The 14841-nt window shown below is 67.6% G+C and carries 14 protein-coding genes and 1 tRNA gene; 12 read left to right on the forward strand and 3 right to left on the reverse strand.

The genetic code is table 11. The features are described from left to right. Nucleotides 1-188 precede the first annotated feature (188 nt). Nucleotides 189-263, reverse strand: a tRNA-Glu gene (locus QRO93_RS18860). Nucleotides 264-315: 52 nt separating this feature from the next. Between QRO93_RS18860 and pcnB the strand changes: the two genes are divergently transcribed. From pcnB to QRO93_RS18905, 9 genes are all read left to right on the forward strand, one after another. Then, entirely contained in the window at nucleotides 316-1695 is a 1380-nt protein-coding gene (pcnB, locus tag QRO93_RS18865) for a polynucleotide adenylyltransferase PcnB (RefSeq protein ID WP_049457499.1), read from the forward strand. Nucleotides 1696-1698: 3 nt separating this feature from the next. Continuing rightward, complete coding sequence (gene folK, locus QRO93_RS18870) at nucleotides 1699-2184, forward strand: 2-amino-4-hydroxy-6-hydroxymethyldihydropteridine diphosphokinase (RefSeq protein ID WP_164241888.1); 486 nt, start codon at nucleotides 1699-1701, stop codon at nucleotides 2182-2184. A gap of 34 nt (nucleotides 2185-2218) precedes the next feature. Further along, nucleotides 2219-3034 (forward strand): 3-methyl-2-oxobutanoate hydroxymethyltransferase, encoded by an 816-nt coding sequence (gene panB / locus QRO93_RS18875; protein WP_004153072.1) that lies wholly within the window; start codon nucleotides 2219-2221, stop codon nucleotides 3032-3034. After that, entirely contained in the window at nucleotides 3031-3870 is an 840-nt protein-coding gene (panC, locus tag QRO93_RS18880) for a pantoate--beta-alanine ligase (RefSeq protein WP_008266478.1), read from the forward strand. Before panB ends, panC begins: the two co-directional genes overlap by 4 nt. A gap of 66 nt (nucleotides 3871-3936) precedes the next feature. Then, on the forward strand, nucleotides 3937-4434 hold the full coding sequence (locus QRO93_RS18885) for a hypothetical protein (protein ID WP_180879756.1): 498 nt from the start codon (nucleotides 3937-3939) through the stop codon (nucleotides 4432-4434). Nucleotides 4435-4521: 87 nt separating this feature from the next. Further along, nucleotides 4522-4902, forward strand: a complete 381-nt coding sequence (panD, locus tag QRO93_RS18890; RefSeq protein WP_008268179.1) for an aspartate 1-decarboxylase — start codon at nucleotides 4522-4524, stop codon at nucleotides 4900-4902. After that, nucleotides 4899-6413 carry a glucose-6-phosphate isomerase gene (pgi, locus tag QRO93_RS18895; protein WP_133934373.1) on the forward strand — a complete coding sequence of 505 codons (1515 nt, stop codon included), beginning with the start codon at nucleotides 4899-4901 and terminating at the stop codon, nucleotides 6411-6413. The genes panD and pgi overlap by 4 nt, the downstream gene beginning before the upstream one ends. Before the next feature lie 281 nt (nucleotides 6414-6694). Beyond that, nucleotides 6695-6901: a DUF6229 family protein gene (locus QRO93_RS18900; RefSeq protein WP_053449380.1), complete on the forward strand. Its 207-nt coding sequence runs from the start codon at nucleotides 6695-6697 to the stop codon at nucleotides 6899-6901. An 80-nt stretch (nucleotides 6902-6981) separates the two neighbouring features. Continuing rightward, nucleotides 6982-9882, forward strand: a complete 2901-nt coding sequence (locus QRO93_RS18905) for a type 2 lanthipeptide synthetase LanM family protein (RefSeq protein ID WP_285304319.1) — start codon at nucleotides 6982-6984, stop codon at nucleotides 9880-9882. A gap of 21 nt (nucleotides 9883-9903) precedes the next feature. On the opposite strand, the gene QRO93_RS18910 is transcribed toward QRO93_RS18905, so the two are convergent. Beyond that, nucleotides 9904-10473 (reverse strand): response regulator transcription factor, encoded by a 570-nt coding sequence (locus tag QRO93_RS18910; RefSeq protein ID WP_008265983.1) that lies wholly within the window; start codon nucleotides 10471-10473, stop codon nucleotides 9904-9906. Continuing rightward, on the reverse strand, nucleotides 10470-11696 hold the full coding sequence (locus QRO93_RS18915; RefSeq protein ID WP_053449382.1) for an ATP-binding protein: 1227 nt from the start codon (nucleotides 11694-11696) through the stop codon (nucleotides 10470-10472). The genes QRO93_RS18910 and QRO93_RS18915 overlap by 4 nt, the downstream gene beginning before the upstream one ends. Nucleotides 11697-11810: 114 nt before the next feature. Between QRO93_RS18915 and ispG the strand changes: the two genes are divergently transcribed. The 3 genes from ispG to QRO93_RS18930 all read left to right on the forward strand — a co-directional run bounded on the left by ispG (nucleotide 11811) and on the right by QRO93_RS18930 (nucleotide 14654). Next, complete coding sequence (gene ispG, locus QRO93_RS18920; RefSeq protein WP_180879752.1) at nucleotides 11811-13076, forward strand: flavodoxin-dependent (E)-4-hydroxy-3-methylbut-2-enyl-diphosphate synthase; 1266 nt, start codon at nucleotides 11811-11813, stop codon at nucleotides 13074-13076. Next, nucleotides 13057-13806 carry a phosphatase PAP2 family protein gene (locus QRO93_RS18925; protein WP_053449384.1) on the forward strand — a complete coding sequence of 250 codons (750 nt, stop codon included), beginning with the start codon at nucleotides 13057-13059 and terminating at the stop codon, nucleotides 13804-13806. Before ispG ends, QRO93_RS18925 begins: the two co-directional genes overlap by 20 nt. A gap of 200 nt (nucleotides 13807-14006) precedes the next feature. Further along, complete coding sequence (locus tag QRO93_RS18930; RefSeq protein ID WP_006432784.1) at nucleotides 14007-14654, forward strand: response regulator; 648 nt, start codon at nucleotides 14007-14009, stop codon at nucleotides 14652-14654. Nucleotides 14655-14841 lie beyond the last annotated feature (187 nt).

Raw genomic sequence — 14841 nt, forward strand, 5'->3', positions numbered from 1 at the left:
TTGGCGCCATGGATGGCGCCATCGAGCACCATGGATGGGCTTTTGCGTGTCCAGAAAAGGGTGGCCCGCCCCCTCCCGCGCAGGAACAGGGAGGCGCCAACGCGACCAACCCGACCGCAACCATCGGCAATCCCGGAAAACAGAAAAGCCCGCACGAGGCGGGCTTTTTCGGTTCCTGCTGCGGCGACTGGCGCTCCCTAGGGGACTCGAACCCCTGTTTTAGCCTTGAGAGGGCCACGTCCTAACCACTAGACGAAGGGAGCGTAACTGTGTCGCTGCCGAGGCAGGAGCGCTAGTATATGCACCTCGATGCCATTGGGCAATCCCGAAACTTCAACCGGAAGCGCCAACATCATTTCCTCTGCTACATCACCGTTCAGCCTGCGCGTCATCCCGCGCGACCAGCACACGATCTCCCGCAAGGACATCAGCCCGAACGCCCTGCGCGTGCTTTATCGCCTGCGCGATGCCGGCTTCGGCGCCTACCTTGTCGGCGGCGCGGTGCGTGACCTGCTGGTCAATGGCCAACCCAAGGATTTCGACGTGGCCACCGACGCCACGCCCGAACAGGTCAAGCAGCTGTTCCGCAACTGCCGCCTGATCGGCCGCCGCTTCCGCCTGGCCCACGTGGTATTCGGCCGCGAGATCATCGAAGTGGCCACCTTCCGTGCCAACAGCGATGACGGCAGCGGCGACCGCGAGATGGAAAACGGCATGCTCGTGCGCGACAACGTGTACGGCTCCATCGAAGACGATGCCGTCCGCCGCGACTTCACCTGCAACGCCCTGTACTACGCCATCGAGGATTTCTCGGTACGTGACTACACCGGCGGCTTCGAAGACGTGCAGGCACGCCTGATGAAACTGATCGGCGACCCCGAGCAGCGCTACCGCGAAGACCCGGTACGCATGCTGCGTGCGGTGCGCCTGGCGGCCAAGCTCGGTTTCCAGATCGAAGAGGGCACCGCCGCGCCGATCCCGCATCTGGCTGGCCTGCTCAACGAAGCCGCGCCAGCGCGCCTGTTCGAGGAAGTGCTCAAGCTGTTCCTGTCCGGGCATGGCGTGGCCAGCTTCGAAGGCCTGGAGCGCTACGGCCTGCTGGATGTGCTGTTCCCGGAAAGTGCCAAGGCGCTCAAGTCCAACCGCACCGGCGCGCTGCGCCGCATGCTGGTCGAGGGCCTGGCCAACACCGATGCGCGCGTTGCCAATGACGAGCCGGTCTCGCCGGCGTTCCTGTTCGCGCTGCTGCTGTGGCCGGCCTACTGCCGCGCGCAGGCGACCCTGCTCAAGCAGGGCGTGGCACCGGAAGAGGCACAGCGGCGTGCCGCCGACCGTGTGACCGTGCAGCAGCTGAGCACCATCGCGCTGCCGCGCCGCTTCTCGCTGCCGATGCAGGAGATCTGGCTGCTGCAGTCGCGTTTCGGCTCGCGCCAGCGCAAGCGCGTGTTCCGCACCCTGACCCATCCGCGCTTCCGTGCTGCGTTCGATTTCCTCAGCCTGCGCCAGGTGGCTTCGGCCGAGCACGCCGCCGATGTCGAGTTCTGGCGCGAGGCGCAGGCGCAGTCCGGGCGCGAACTGGAGTCGTCGTTGGATGCGATGCACAGCGAAGAGGGAGATGACGAAAGCGGAGCACCGCGCAAGCGTCGCCGCCGTCGTCGTCGCCCGGGTGCCCCGGCCGGTGCGGCGGGCGAGTAAGCGATGACCCTTGCCTGGATCGGCCTCGGCGCCAACCTCGGCGACGCGGCTGAGACCGTCGGCGCGGCAATTGCCGCGCTGGACGGGCTGCCCGGGACCCGCCTGCAGCAGGCCTCGCGCCTGTATGCCACGCCGGCCTGGGGCAACCAGGACCAGCCGCCGTTCGTCAATGCGGTGGCCGCGGTCGATACCGCGCTGCCAGCCGATGAGCTGCTGCAGGCGATGCTGGCACTGGAGCAGCGCTTCGGCCGCGTGCGTGATCCGGCGGTGCACTGGGGCCCGCGCGCGCTGGATCTGGACCTGCTGCTGTACGGCGCGCAGGAACTCGACCAGCCCGGGCTGCAGGTGCCGCACCCGTACCTGCACGAGCGTGCCTTCGTATTGGTGCCACTGGCCGAAATCGCACCGGATCTGGCCATTCCCGGCCATGGACGCGTGCGGGATGCAGTGATGCGGGTGGATGCCTGCGGGATCGCGCCGATAGAGTGATAATGCCCGGGTTATCTCCCCCGGTTATCAGCACATGAGCACCCACGCAGACAGCAAGCCCTGGACCGTTCCCGCCCTGGCCGAGGCCAAGCGCAATGGCCAGAAGCTGGTCATGTTGACCGCCTACGACGCCGGCTTTGCCCGCACTTTCGACGCAAACGGCGTTGACCTGATTCTGATCGGCGACTCGCTGGGCATGGTCGTGCAGGGCCATGACTCGACCCTGCCGGTGACCGTGGCCGACATGGTCTACCACACCCGCGCCGTGGCCCGCGTGCTGCAGCGTGCACTGCTGGTGGCCGATCTGCCGTTTGGCGCCGATGCCACCCCGGAACGCGCGCTGGATGCCTCGCTGCAGCTGCTGCAGGCCGGTGCCGAGATGGTCAAGATCGAAGGTGCCGGCTTCAAGGTCGACATCATCCGCTATCTGGTCGAGCGCGAGATCCCGGTCTGCGCGCATCTGGGCCTGACCCCGCAGTCGGTGCTGCGCCTGGGCGGCTTCAAGATCCAGGGCCGTGGCGATGCCGCGCGCCAGCTGGTGGAAGATGCCAGGGCCGTGGCGGCTGCAGGTGCCAGCATCATGGTGCTCGAATGCGTGCCGACCCCGGTTGCTGCCGAGGTCACGGCGGCGGTGGACGTGCCGACCATCGGCATCGGCGCCGGCCCGCAGTGCGATGGCCAGGTGCTGGTGCTGCATGATTTCCTCGGCCTGGACAGCGGTCATCGCCGCCCGAAGTTCGTCAAGGATTTCCTTGCCGAAGGCGGTTCGGTGGCCGGTGCCACCCGCGCCTATGCCGACGCCGTGCGCGACGGCAGCTTCCCTGACGAACAGCACGCCTACGCCCAATGATCCAGACCTTCAACGAGCTCGGCGCACTGCGCGAGCAGATCGGCCAGTGGAAGCGCGAAGGCCTGCGCGTGGCATTGGTGCCGACCATGGGCAACCTGCATGGCGGCCACCATTCGCTGGTGACCCTGGCGCGGCAGTACGCCGACAAGGTGGTGGCGAGCATCTTCGTTAATCCGACCCAGTTCGGCCCCAATGAAGACTTCAGTCGCTACCCGCGCACCCCCGAGGCCGATGTGGCCGGGCTGGAGCAGGTCGGCTGCGACGCCGTGTGGCTGCCCAGCGTGGAGGCGATGTACCCGCTGGGCGTGGACAAGACCACGCAGATGCACGCCCCGGGCGTGAGCGAAGTGCTGGAGGGTGCCAGCCGCCCGGGCCACTTCGACGGCGTGTGTACGGTGGTGGCGCGCCTGTTCCTGCAGGTGCAGCCGGACGTGGCGGTGTTCGGCCGCAAGGACTACCAGCAGCTGGCCGTGATCAGGCAGATGGTGGCGGAGTTGTCGTTCCCGATCCAGATCGTCGGCGCGGAGATCGTGCGCGACGAGGATGGCCTGGCCAAGAGTTCGCGCAACCAGTACCTGAGCGCCGAACAGCGCCCGGTCGCGACGACCCTTCACCGCACCCTGCTGGGCATGCGCGAAGGCTATGTGGCTGGCCAGTCGCGTGCGCAGATCGAGGCCGATGCAACCGGCGCGCTGCAGGCGGCCGGTTTCCAGGTCGACTACGCCGTGCTGCGCACCCCGGAGCTGGCCGAGCCGACCTTCGACGGCGGTGGCCGCGTGGCACTGATTGCCGCGCGCCTGGGCAGCACCCGGTTGATCGACAATCTGGAGTTCTGAGCCGCATGCGGCTTCGGGGCGCCCGCAACGGGCGCCTCCCACCTTCCCACGGACGGGAGACAGCACATGAAGATCCCTGCCACTGACACCGGCCGCCTCGCCCAGGCCTCGATCCTGGCGGTGCTGGCTGCCGGCATGCTGCCGGCCCAGCTGCTGGGCGGCCTGTTGTTTGCACTCGAATTCAGGCGCACACCGCTACCGGCGCTCAACGGCGGCGGTCTGATGTTCGTGCTGGCCGCCTGCGGTGCCGTTGTGGTGCTGCTGCCGATGGCGCTGCTCCAGCAGTCTCAGCATCGCCTGCGCCGGGGGCGCTTCGTGTGGGTCGGCTTCGGGCTGGCGGCGCTGGCCATGGCCATCTGTACCTGGCCGGGTGAGGACAGCGGCCCGCTGCTGCAGCGCCTGCGTTACGTCGACACCTTCGATGTGGTCGGCTATGGCCTGCTGGTGCTGGCTGCAGGGGGCTTCGGCGGGGTCGCCGGGCTGGCCTTCCACGCCGTGTTCCGCCTGTCCATGGACGGCACTTCCAGTGGGGGCCCGGCAATGCCGCCGGGCGAGGACGCCTGAACGGCCTTCAGCGTCCTGTCGCAGGCCCCTGACGACGCCCAAGCGGGTGCTAGAATCCGCTCTTTCCTTTGCCGTTGCAGCGCCCCCATGCACCTGTCCCTGCTCAAGACCAAGATCCACCGCGCCACCGTCACCCATTCCGAGCTGAACTACGAAGGCTCGATCGCCATCGACGACAATCTGCTGGCTGCCACCGGCATCCGCGAGTTCGAGCAGGTGCACATCTGGGACGTGACCAACGGTGCGCGCTTCTCGACCTATGCCATCCGCGCCGAAGCCGGCAGCGGCGTTGTCTCGCTCAACGGTGGCGCCGCGCGCCACGTGCAGGTCGGTGACATCATCATCATCGCCGCGTTCGCCAGCATGACCGAGCAGGAAGCCGACAGCTTCAAGCCGAAGCTGGTGTACGTTGATGGCAGCAACCAGATCACCCACACCAACGACACGATCCCGACCCAGGCCGCATGACAACGAACAACGGATTCGACTCGCTGCATTCCCACGCCCAGCGCCTGAAGGGCGCAAGCATTCCCAGCCTGCTCGCTGCCGAACCCGGCCGCGTACAGGACCTGGCGCTGCGGGTCGGTCCGTTGTATGTCAACTTCGCCCGGCAGAAATACGATGCCGCGGCGCTGCAGGCGTTGCTGGCACTGGCCGCCGACCGTGATGTCGGCGGTGCCATCAACCGCCTGTTCCGTGGCGAGCAGGTCAACCTGACCGAAGGCCGCGCTGCGCTGCATACCGCACTGCGTGGCGATGTGGTCGATGCGCCGGTGGCGGCCGAGGCCTATGCCACTGCGCGCGAAATCCGCCAGCGCATGGGCGTGCTGGTGCGCGCGCTGGAAGACAGCGGCGTGACCGACGTGGTCAGCGTCGGCATCGGCGGTTCCGATCTCGGCCCGCGCCTGGTGGCCGATGCGCTGCGCCCGGTCAGCGGCGCGCGCCTGCGCGTGCATTTCGTGTCGAACGTGGACGGCGCCGCGATGCAGCGCACGCTGGCCACGCTGGATCCGGCCAAGACCGCCGGCATCCTCATCTCCAAGACCTTCGGTACCCAGGAAACCCTGCTCAACGGCCAGATCCTGCACGACTGGCTCGGTGGCAGCGAGCGCCTGTATGCCGTCAGCGCCAATCCGGAACGTGCCGCCAAGGCGTTCGCGATCGCTGCCGATCGCGTGCTGCCGATGTGGGACTGGGTGGGGGGGCGTTATTCGCTGTGGTCGGCGGTCGGTTTCCCGATCGCGCTGGCGATCGGCTTCGAGCGTTTCGAGCAGCTGCTGGAAGGCGCGGCGCAGATGGATGCGCATGCGCTGGACGCGCCGCTGGAGCGCAACCTGCCGGTGCTGCACGGCCTGACCGACATCTGGAACCGCAACCTGCTGGGCTGTGCCACGCATGCGGTGATGACCTACGACCAGCGCCTGGCGCTGCTGCCGGCCTACCTGCAGCAGCTGGTGATGGAGAGCCTGGGCAAGCGCGTGCAGCGCGATGGACAGCCGGTCACCACCGACACCGTTCCGGTGTGGTGGGGCGGGGCGGGCACCGATGTGCAGCACAGCTTCTTCCAGGCGCTGCACCAGGGCACCAGCATCGTGCCGGCCGATTTCATCGGCTGCGTGCATAACGATGATCCCTACACGATCAATCATCAGGCCCTGCTGGCCAACCTGCTGGCGCAGACCGAGGCGCTGGCCAATGGCCAGGGCAGCGACGATCCGCACCGCGATTACCCGGGCGGCCGTCCGAGCACGCTGATCCTGCTTGATGCACTTACCCCGCAGGCATTGGGCGCGCTGATCTCGATGTACGAGCACGCCGTGTACGTGCAATCGGTGATCTGGAACATCAACGCCTTCGACCAGTTCGGTGTCGAGCTGGGCAAGCAGCTGGCCAGTGGCCTGCTGCCGGCGTTGCAGGGTGAGGACGTGGCGATCGCCGATCCGATGACCCGCGAGATTCTTGCGCAGCTGAAGCGCTGAGCCTGTCCCTGGAGGTGCCGGCCACCGGCCGGCCATCCCTGCATCTCACATCCCGGCCATGCACGCGTCCTTCCGTGTTGCGCGTGCCGTGCATCCGCGTGCCTGCCGCAGCGCAGCTTGACGCCGCATCGAATGCCGATGCAGTGTGCACGGGCGGCAGTACCTGTCATCCAGTATCGCTCGCAGCATGAAGTTGATGCCAGGGACTGGCCGTATCCGAAGGAACGTGGAATCGATCCACGTTCTCAACGCCTCATGTTGTGAATGACAGGAGATTGCGAATGGATCTGAATGACGATGTTGTGTCCGGCTGGCTCAACGGCTCGGACGATGTGGATGGGTGCGCCAACCCCGCCGGTTCGCTGTTCATCTATGGCGCTGCGGCCACCGAGTCCGCGCTCACGGCGGCCTCCGACACCCTGATCACCGGTGGTGGTACCGAGTGCACCACCACGATGTCGGTGGTCAATCACTGCCTGTGCTGTTGATGTAGCCCGAGCCGGCACGTAGCGGCTTGCGCTGCGTGCCGGCCACTGGAACAGACTCTGGACACTTTGCAGGGGGCGTAATGACCGCTTCTCCGGCTGCGGCCGCGTTTGCGCGCATCACCGAACATTTCCTTGCCGATGCGCGCGCCGCGTTGGCGGCTGGCCTGCATGACCCCGTTCTCGACCTGCGGCCGGACGAACGCGCGCTGCTGCACGGGCAAGGCGATGCGGCGCTTCGTGAGCATGCCCAGCTCAAGCTCAATCGCGTGCTGCTGCTTGAACTGCATGCCGCCGCGCGCGGCGGTGACATCGGCCCGCTTGACAGCGCCGGGGCGCTGGATGAATTCATGGCGCTCGCCACCAGCGAGGGCTTCCAGGAGCATCTGCAGCGACGCTACCCGGTGCTGTTGCCGCGGCTGTCGCGCATGCTCGAAGGGCAATGTGCGGCCGTGGTTGAGCTGGCCGCGCGCATCGGCAGTGATCGCGCGCTGTTGACGGAGTTGCTCGACCGGCCGGCAGGCGCGTTGCGTGCCGTCTCGCTGGGGCGGGGTGACCTGCATGGCGGCGGCCGCACCGTGGCGCGGCTGCAGTTCGACGGCGGCACGCTGATGTACAAGCCGCGCTCGCTGCGCATCGATGCCACGCTCGATGGCCTGCTTGCCGCAGTCTTCGGCGAAGGCGCGGACCGGGTACGCGTGCCCCGCGTGGTGGATCGTGGCAGCCACGGCTGGGCCGCATTCGCCGCGCACCGCTATTGTTCCGGTGATGAAGAGCTGCGTGCCTATTACCGCGGCCTCGGTCACTGGCTGGCGATCCTGCGCCTGGTCGGTGGTACCGACATCCATCTTGAGAACCTGATTGCAGTCGGGCCGGTGCCGGTGGTGGTCGACGCCGAAAGTGTGTTTTCGCGCGTCATCGACGTCGAACCCTCAGGCTTGGGCGATGCCTACGACACGGCCGTCAAACTGATGCGCAATTCCGTGCTGCGCACCGGTATCGTGCCGTTCCGCACCACCGGTCTCGGCATGGAAGGCGTGGACCTGTCCGCCGCCGGCGCGCTGCCGGGCGAGCAGCCACGGGTGCAGGTGCCGGTGATCATCGAAGACGGTACCGCGCCGGCGCGGCTGGGCCTGGTAGAAGCAGAGGTCGCCATCGCACAGAACCATCCGAGCCCGCAGCCGGATGTCTCGCTGTACTGGGACCACATCAGCGAAGGCTTCGTCGACGCCAGTGGGCGCCTGCGCGCGCTGGATGCGAAGGGCGAGCTGATGCCGTTGCTGGCGGGGTTCGAAGGGTGCCAGGTGCGGGATGTGCGGCGGCCGACCATGGCCTATGCCGAGCTCGGGCGGATGCTCTGGCATCCGGCGTCCCTGCACAACGAAGCCCAGGCAGTCGAACGTGCCGTCGACCTGCTGGTAAGGAACGCGGCGGTATCACCGGCTGCACCTTCGGACCTGCATACCGTGCGCGGCGAGGTGGATGACCTGCGCTACGGAGACATTCCGATCTTCGCATCGCTGCTGGATGCGCCACGCATCCATTCGATCGTTGCCAACTGGCGCGCGATGCGCATCGATCTGGAAGACGTGACCATCCGCAGCACGCTGGTGGCTACCGACCTGAACCAGCATGCGCTGGCACGTGCAGAGGCCCGCTCTGGCTACAGCTATGCGGCACGGCAGCCGCATGCCGACGAGCTGGATGCGCGTCGGCGCGCACTCGCAGCGCGCGCGGTGGAGAACCTGCTGCGGCTGGCCGTGCACGGTGAAGACGGCTCGATGACCTGGATCACGCCCGAGGTGACCCGCAGCGGCTGGACGGTTCAACCAGTGCAGCCCGACCTGTACTTCGGCCTGGGTGGCATTGCCTTCGCGCTGGCGGCTTACCGCCGTGAAGTGGCGCAGGGGCGTGCAGATCCGGTGGCCGGCCTGGAACCGGCCATCGACGGCGCCATTGCGGTGTTCCAGACCATGTGCGAGCGCCATCCCGCCGAGATCGACGGTGGATTCGTCGGCACCGGTTCGCAGATCTGGACCCTGCTGGCGTTGCACGATCTGTTGCAGCGGCCGGCACTGCTGGCGCTGGCAGAGCACTGCGCGGAAGCCGCCGAACGCCGTGGTTTCCAGGGGCCGGTGAAGTTCGAACTGATTGATGGCGTGTCCGGCATGATCCTGCCGCTGCTGGCGCTGGCCGAGGCCACCGGCAGCGCGCGCTGGCTGGATCTGGCGGCTGCAGCGGGACGACGGATGCAGGATGCGGCGATCGTCGATGCCGACGGTGCGCGCTGGCCGACGCCGCAGTTCCGGGAGCCGATCGGTGGCTTTGGCCATGGTGCGATGGGCATGGGGTGGGCGCTGGCACGGCTGGCACGTTCGCAGGCGGGCAGTGCGGCAGAGCGCGCCGCCTGGCGGCAACTGGCAGAAGAGGCCTTCGCGTTCCAGGCGGCATTGTTCGAGCCGCATACCGGGCACTGGCGCGACATCCATCTGCAGGACGGGCAGAAGAACTTCCCCACCTGGTGCCATGGCAGCGTCGGCATCGGACTGGCGGCCGCCGACCTGTATGCGCGTACCGGCGACCCGGCGCAGTTGCGCGACATGCGCCGGGCGGTGGCCGATGCACGCGGCAAATGGGGTTTCAGCCATACCCTGTGCCACGGCGACGTGTCGACCCGCGAGCTGCTGGTGCTGGCCGCCGCGCTGGACCCGGAGGGCTGCCCCTATGCGCGGGATGATGCAGCCATCGAGATCGTGTCTTCGATCGAGGAGCACCAGGGCATGGTCGGCGGGTTGACCCGTGCGGCCTTCACCCCGGGCCTGATGATCGGGCTGGCCGGCGCGATCTATGGATTCCTGCGCATGCATCCGGCCTGCGTGCTGCCGTCGCCGCTGCTGCAGGAGACGGCGTCGGCGCGGGCGGGCGCAATGGAGCCACGATTCAGCAGCGGGCAGGCCGTGCCGGCGGCGCTGGCGGAGGCCTGAGCCGGGAACGTCCCGCGGCGGTCAACGGGTCGGGTCGCGTTCCGGGCTCGGCCGCTTGGCCAGCTTGCGCTGCAGCGAGCGCCGGTGCATGCCGAGCAGGCGCGCGGCTGCCGAGACATTGCCACCGGTCTCGTGCATCGCCTGCTGGATGTGTTCCCACTGCAGGCGGCTGATCGGCGTCATCGCGTCGGGCACTTCCATTTCGCCATCGTCGGCCGGGCCGTCGTCTTCCTCGCCCAATGCGCGCAGGATCATCGGTACGGTCGCCGGCTTGGGCAGGTAGTCGTCGGCACCGAGCTTGATGGCTTCCACCGCGGTAGCGATGCTGGCGTAGCCGGTCACCAGCAGGATCCTCATGTCGGCGCGCAGGGCGCGCAGTGGCTGGATCAGGGCCAGGCCCGAATCGCTGCCCAGCTTCAGGTCGATCAGCGCGAACGCTGGCGGATGCTGGCGGGCCAGTGCCAGCGCGCTGGCGGCATCCTGTGCGGTCTGCGTTTCAAGCCCCTTGCGGGCCAGGCTGCGCTGCAGGGTGCGCAGGTACAGCTCGTCGTCGTCGACCAGCAGGCCCAGGGTGGAGTGGTGAAGGCTCATGGGGTGTCCTCGCGTGGGGCCAGCGGCAGGCGGAAGCCGACGCGGCTGCCGGCCCCCTGGGCCGGGCGCATCCACATCTCGCCGTCGAGGCGTTCGATGGTGGCATGGGACAGGGCCAGGCCGACGCCCATGCCCTCGCTCTTGCTGCTGCCGAACAGCTTACCCGGCAGCACGGCGGCGCGGGCATCGAAGCCGTGGCCGTAGTCGCGGACTTCGCCGATCAGGTCGTCGCCTTCGATGCGCAGGTCCAGGTCCACGCGCGGCCGGCCGGCCTTCTCGCCGGCATCGGCGGCGTTGTTGAGCAGGACCATCAGCAGATGGCCCACGCCCGGGTCGAGTGGCAGCCGCAGCGGCGCATCGTCGTTGCGGTGCAGGTCGATGGTCGGCCGCACCAGGCGCCATTGCTCCAGCACCTGCTGGGCGCTGGAGTGGCTGCGGCCCGGTGCGTCGGCCGAGGCCGGAGCAGCCAGCGCCAGCACGCGCTCCCGGCACTGCACCAGCAGCTCGCGCAGGGTTTCCATGTCCTCGCGCACTTCCGGCTCTTCGCTGCGCTCGGCAACGTCGTCGGCGAGCAGGGTCATCGTCGCCAGCGGGGTATTCAGTTCATGCGCCACCGAGGCGGCATGGGTGGCCAGGGCGACGATGCCTTCGTTGCGTGCGAAGCGCTCGCGCAGCGCCGACAGCTCCAGCTCGCGCTGGCGCAGTGCCAATGCCAGCCGGGTCGAGAACGCCAGCACCACCGCGGCGGAGATCAGGAAGTTGGCCACCACGCCCCAGCGGTTGAGGTCCTGTGCGCGGAAGTAGCCGTCCGGCAGGGGCTGCCCGAAGATGCCGCTGCTGGCGTAGCCGAGCAGGCAGGCCAGTGCGACCGCCAGCGCCCAGCGCAGGGGAAGGGCGAATGCGGCCAGTGCGATCAGGATCAGGAACAGCGAGCTGAACGGGTTGGCCATGCCGCCGCTCCAGCCCACCATCCAGGTCAGGATGATCACGTCCACCAGGATGTGGCCGAAGGCGGTCAGCGGCGCGGTGTCAGCTGCCTCCGGGCGCAACTGGGTGTAGACGTTGAACAGGGCCAGCACCGCCACGCCGGCCCACAACGGCAGCTGCGGCAACGGCAGGCCCAGCACCCAGGTGGCCACCAGGATGGTCGCGGCCTGGCCGCCCACGGCAAGCCAGCGCAGGCTGCACAGGGTACGGAGAAACGGAGCGTCGGGACCGGTCATTCATGCCCATCGTATGCGTTCGCGGGCGGGCGTGCCTGCGACAATAGGCCGCAGCCGTGCCGCCGGCTGAATGCGAGTCACCCGGAATGCGGGGGCGGGCGGTAGAATGCGCCCATGCACGACGCCGTCACCCGCCCGACTCCGCCCTCCGATGCCACCTCCTGGCCGCGCCGCCAGACCCATGCCGTGCAGATCGGCGGGGTCACCGTAGGCGGAGGCAAGCCGGTGGTGGTGCAGTCGATGACCAACACCGACACCTCCGACGTGGCCTCCAGCGTGAAGCAGGTGGCCGAGTTGTGGCGTGCCGGTTCGGAAATGGTGCGGTTGACCGTCAACACCGTTGAAGCCGCTGCGGCGATTCCGCGTATCGTCGACAAGCTGGCGATGATGGGCATCGACGTACCGCTGATCGGTGACTTCCATTACAACGGCCACCAGCTGCTGACTGCCGAGCCCGCCTGTGCCGAAGCACTGGCCAAGTACCGTATCAACCCGGGCAACGTCGGCTTCGGCAAGAAGAAGGACCTGCAGTTCGCCCAGCTGATCGAGTTTGCGATCCGCTACAACAAGCCGGTGCGCATCGGCGCCAACTGGGGCTCGCTGGACCAGGCCCTGGCGGCGAAGCTGATGGACGAGAACAACCTGCGCGAACAGCCCTGGGATGCCGGCCGCGTGCTGCGCGAGGCGCTGATCCGTTCGGCGCTGGATTCGGCCGAGCAGGCGGTGGAACTCGGCCTGCCGCGCGATCGCATCGTGTTGTCGGCCAAGGTCAGTGGCGTGCAGGAGCTGATCGCGGTGTACCGCGACCTGGCCCAGCGTTCCGACTTCGCCCTGCACCTGGGCCTGACCGAGGCCGGCATCGGCAGCAAGGGCATCGTCGCGTCGTCGGCGGCGCTGAGCGTGCTGCTGCAGGAAGGTATCGGTGACACCATCCGCATTTCGCTGACCCCGGAACCGGGCCAGTCGCGTACGCAGGAAGTGATCGTCGCCCAGGAACTGCTGCAGACCACCGGCCAGCGCGCCTTCACCCCGCTGGTCACGGCCTGCCCGGGCTGCGGTCGCACCACGTCCGAATTCTTCCAGGAACTGGCCAAGGTGGTGCAGAACCACGTGCGCGAGAAGATGCCGCTGTGGAAGATCCACCACCCGGGGGCGGAGAACATGACCCTGGCGGTGATGGGCTGCATCGTCAACGGGCCCGGTGAGTCGCGCCACGCCAACATCGGCATCTCCCTGCCGGGTACCGGTGAGACGCCGGCGGCGCCGGTCTTCGTCGATGGCGAGAAGAAGGTGACCCTGCGTGGCGACAACATTGCCCAGGAGTTCGTCGCCCTGATCGACGATTACGTCGAACACAACTATGTCCGAAGCGCCGGATAAGCCTGCGATCCTCGCTGCACCGGAGTCAGCCTCCGGTTTCCGCCACTGGATGGCGCGCAACGCCTGGCGCCTGCTGCTGCTGTTCGGTGGCGTGCTGCTGCCGTTGGCCGGTTTCGTCGCGCTGGCCGATGAAGTGCACGAATTTGAATCGTTCCATTTCGATGCCCCCCTGCTGTGGCAGATGCATGGCCTGCATTCGCCGCTGCTGGACCGCTTCTTCGTGCTCATCTCCAGGCTGGGCTACGAGTGGTTCCTGATCCCGGCCGATGTGCTGATCATCGGCGTGCTGCTGGGCTACCGGCGCTGGCGCGAGGCCACCTTCGTCGGCGTCAGCTTCGTCGGCTCGGCGCTGCTGAACATGGGCAGCAAGCACTTCTTCCAGCGCCAACGCCCCAGCCTGTGGGAATCGATCGCGCCGGAATCGACGTTCAGTTTCCCCAGTGGCCATGCGATGGGGTCGATGACCCTGGCGGTGACCCTGGTACTGCTGGCCTGGAACACCCGCTGGCGCTGGCCGGTGCTGCTGCTGGCCCCGGCGTTCAGCCTGCTGGTCAGCGTGTCCCGGGTCTATCTGGGGGTGCATTACCCCTCCGATATCCTGGCCGGATGGTGTGCCGCGCTGGTTTGGGTGGTAGGGTGCTATCTGGTCATGTTCAGTCGCCGGCACCCATGGCGACGTCACGGCTCGCCGCCAGCGAAGGCCAGCGAAGCATCATCACAGGGGGTTTGACGTGGATGACCCTTCGGGGACGTCTACGTGATAGATCAGTTGTTTCGTTGCAGCAGGTTCTGCAAGACAGGGGGCAAGCACCAGGCGCGGTACTGTGATGCGCAAGGCAGATTGCCATTGCCGCATTACGAACGCGCTTGCAGGGTTACGGCACCCTGCCTAGCTTGACCTGCAATGGCCGCATTCGAAGAGGTACGTGAATGACGATTCGAGTCTACCTGGTGGATGACCACGCACTGGTCCGCACCGGGATGAAGATGATTCTGTCGGGGGAAACCGACATCGAGGTGGTGGGCGAAGCCGAGACCGGCGAAGACGCGCTGCGTGAAGTGCGCCAGCTGCTGCCGGACGTGGTGCTGTGCGATCTGCACCTGCCGGGTGTCAGTGGCATGGAAGTGACCGAGCGCATTGTCCGCAGCCACCGCAATACCCGCGTGGTGATCGTGTCGGTGCTGGAAGACGGCCCGCTGCCGAAGCGCCTGCTTGAAGCCGGTGCCGCCGGCTACATCGGAAAGGGCTGCGATGCGCAGGAGCTGCTGCGTGCGGTGCGCGACGTGGCGGCCGGTCGTCGCTACCTGGGCACCAGCATCGCGCAGAACCTGGCGCTGTCGACGGTGGAGGGCAACGGCTCGCCGTTCGACAGCCTGTCGCCGCGCGAGCTGGAAGTGGCGCTGCTGCTGACCCAGGGCCTGCGCCAGGAAGACATCGCGCGGCGCCTGAGCCTGAGCGCGAAGACGGTGAACACGCACAAGGCGCGGTTGTTCGAGAAGATGGGGATCCACGACAACATCGCGCTGGCGCGCATGGCGAGCCAGTACGGGCTGGTGGATCCGGCACGGCCGTTGTGAGGGTTTCGGCCAACGGCTGAGCCCCTCGCGGTGTATTGCCGCTGACATTGGCAGCTTGGCCGGGCAGGTTGGGTTCGTGGGGGACGCCGTGAACCCATCCATGGGGGCTTGGTCGCCGCTTGCTCGTGTGCGCTGTCCTGCGCGCACGGCAAGACCGGGGTTGGGCGTCGTGCCCAACCCGCCCGAG

The organism is Stenotrophomonas maltophilia group sp. Smal17, from assembly GCF_030237045.1.
GTDB lineage: Bacteria > Pseudomonadota > Gammaproteobacteria > Xanthomonadales > Xanthomonadaceae > Stenotrophomonas > Stenotrophomonas forensis.

Coding starts and splice junctions, on each gene's coding strand:
- panC (WP_008266478.1), top strand. CDS start 3,031: ATGATCCAGACCTTCAACGAGCTCGGCGCACTGCGCGAGCAGATCGGC.
- QRO93_RS18900 (WP_053449380.1), top strand. CDS start 6,695: ATGGATCTGAATGACGATGTTGTGTCCGGCTGGCTCAACGGCTCGGAC.
- QRO93_RS18925 (WP_053449384.1), top strand. CDS start 13,057: ATGTCCGAAGCGCCGGATAAGCCTGCGATCCTCGCTGCACCGGAGTCA.
- QRO93_RS18910 (WP_008265983.1), bottom strand. CDS start 10,473: ATGAGCCTTCACCACTCCACCCTGGGCCTGCTGGTCGACGACGACGAG.
- QRO93_RS18930 (WP_006432784.1), top strand. CDS start 14,007: ATGACGATTCGAGTCTACCTGGTGGATGACCACGCACTGGTCCGCACC.
- QRO93_RS18905 (WP_285304319.1), top strand. CDS start 6,982: ATGACCGCTTCTCCGGCTGCGGCCGCGTTTGCGCGCATCACCGAACAT.
- ispG (WP_180879752.1), top strand. CDS start 11,811: ATGCACGACGCCGTCACCCGCCCGACTCCGCCCTCCGATGCCACCTCC.
- folK (WP_164241888.1), top strand. CDS start 1,699: ATGACCCTTGCCTGGATCGGCCTCGGCGCCAACCTCGGCGACGCGGCT.
- panB (WP_004153072.1), top strand. CDS start 2,219: ATGAGCACCCACGCAGACAGCAAGCCCTGGACCGTTCCCGCCCTGGCC.
- QRO93_RS18915 (WP_053449382.1), bottom strand. CDS start 11,696: ATGACCGGTCCCGACGCTCCGTTTCTCCGTACCCTGTGCAGCCTGCGC.
- QRO93_RS18885 (WP_180879756.1), top strand. CDS start 3,937: ATGAAGATCCCTGCCACTGACACCGGCCGCCTCGCCCAGGCCTCGATC.
- panD (WP_008268179.1), top strand. CDS start 4,522: ATGCACCTGTCCCTGCTCAAGACCAAGATCCACCGCGCCACCGTCACC.
- pgi (WP_133934373.1), top strand. CDS start 4,899: ATGACAACGAACAACGGATTCGACTCGCTGCATTCCCACGCCCAGCGC.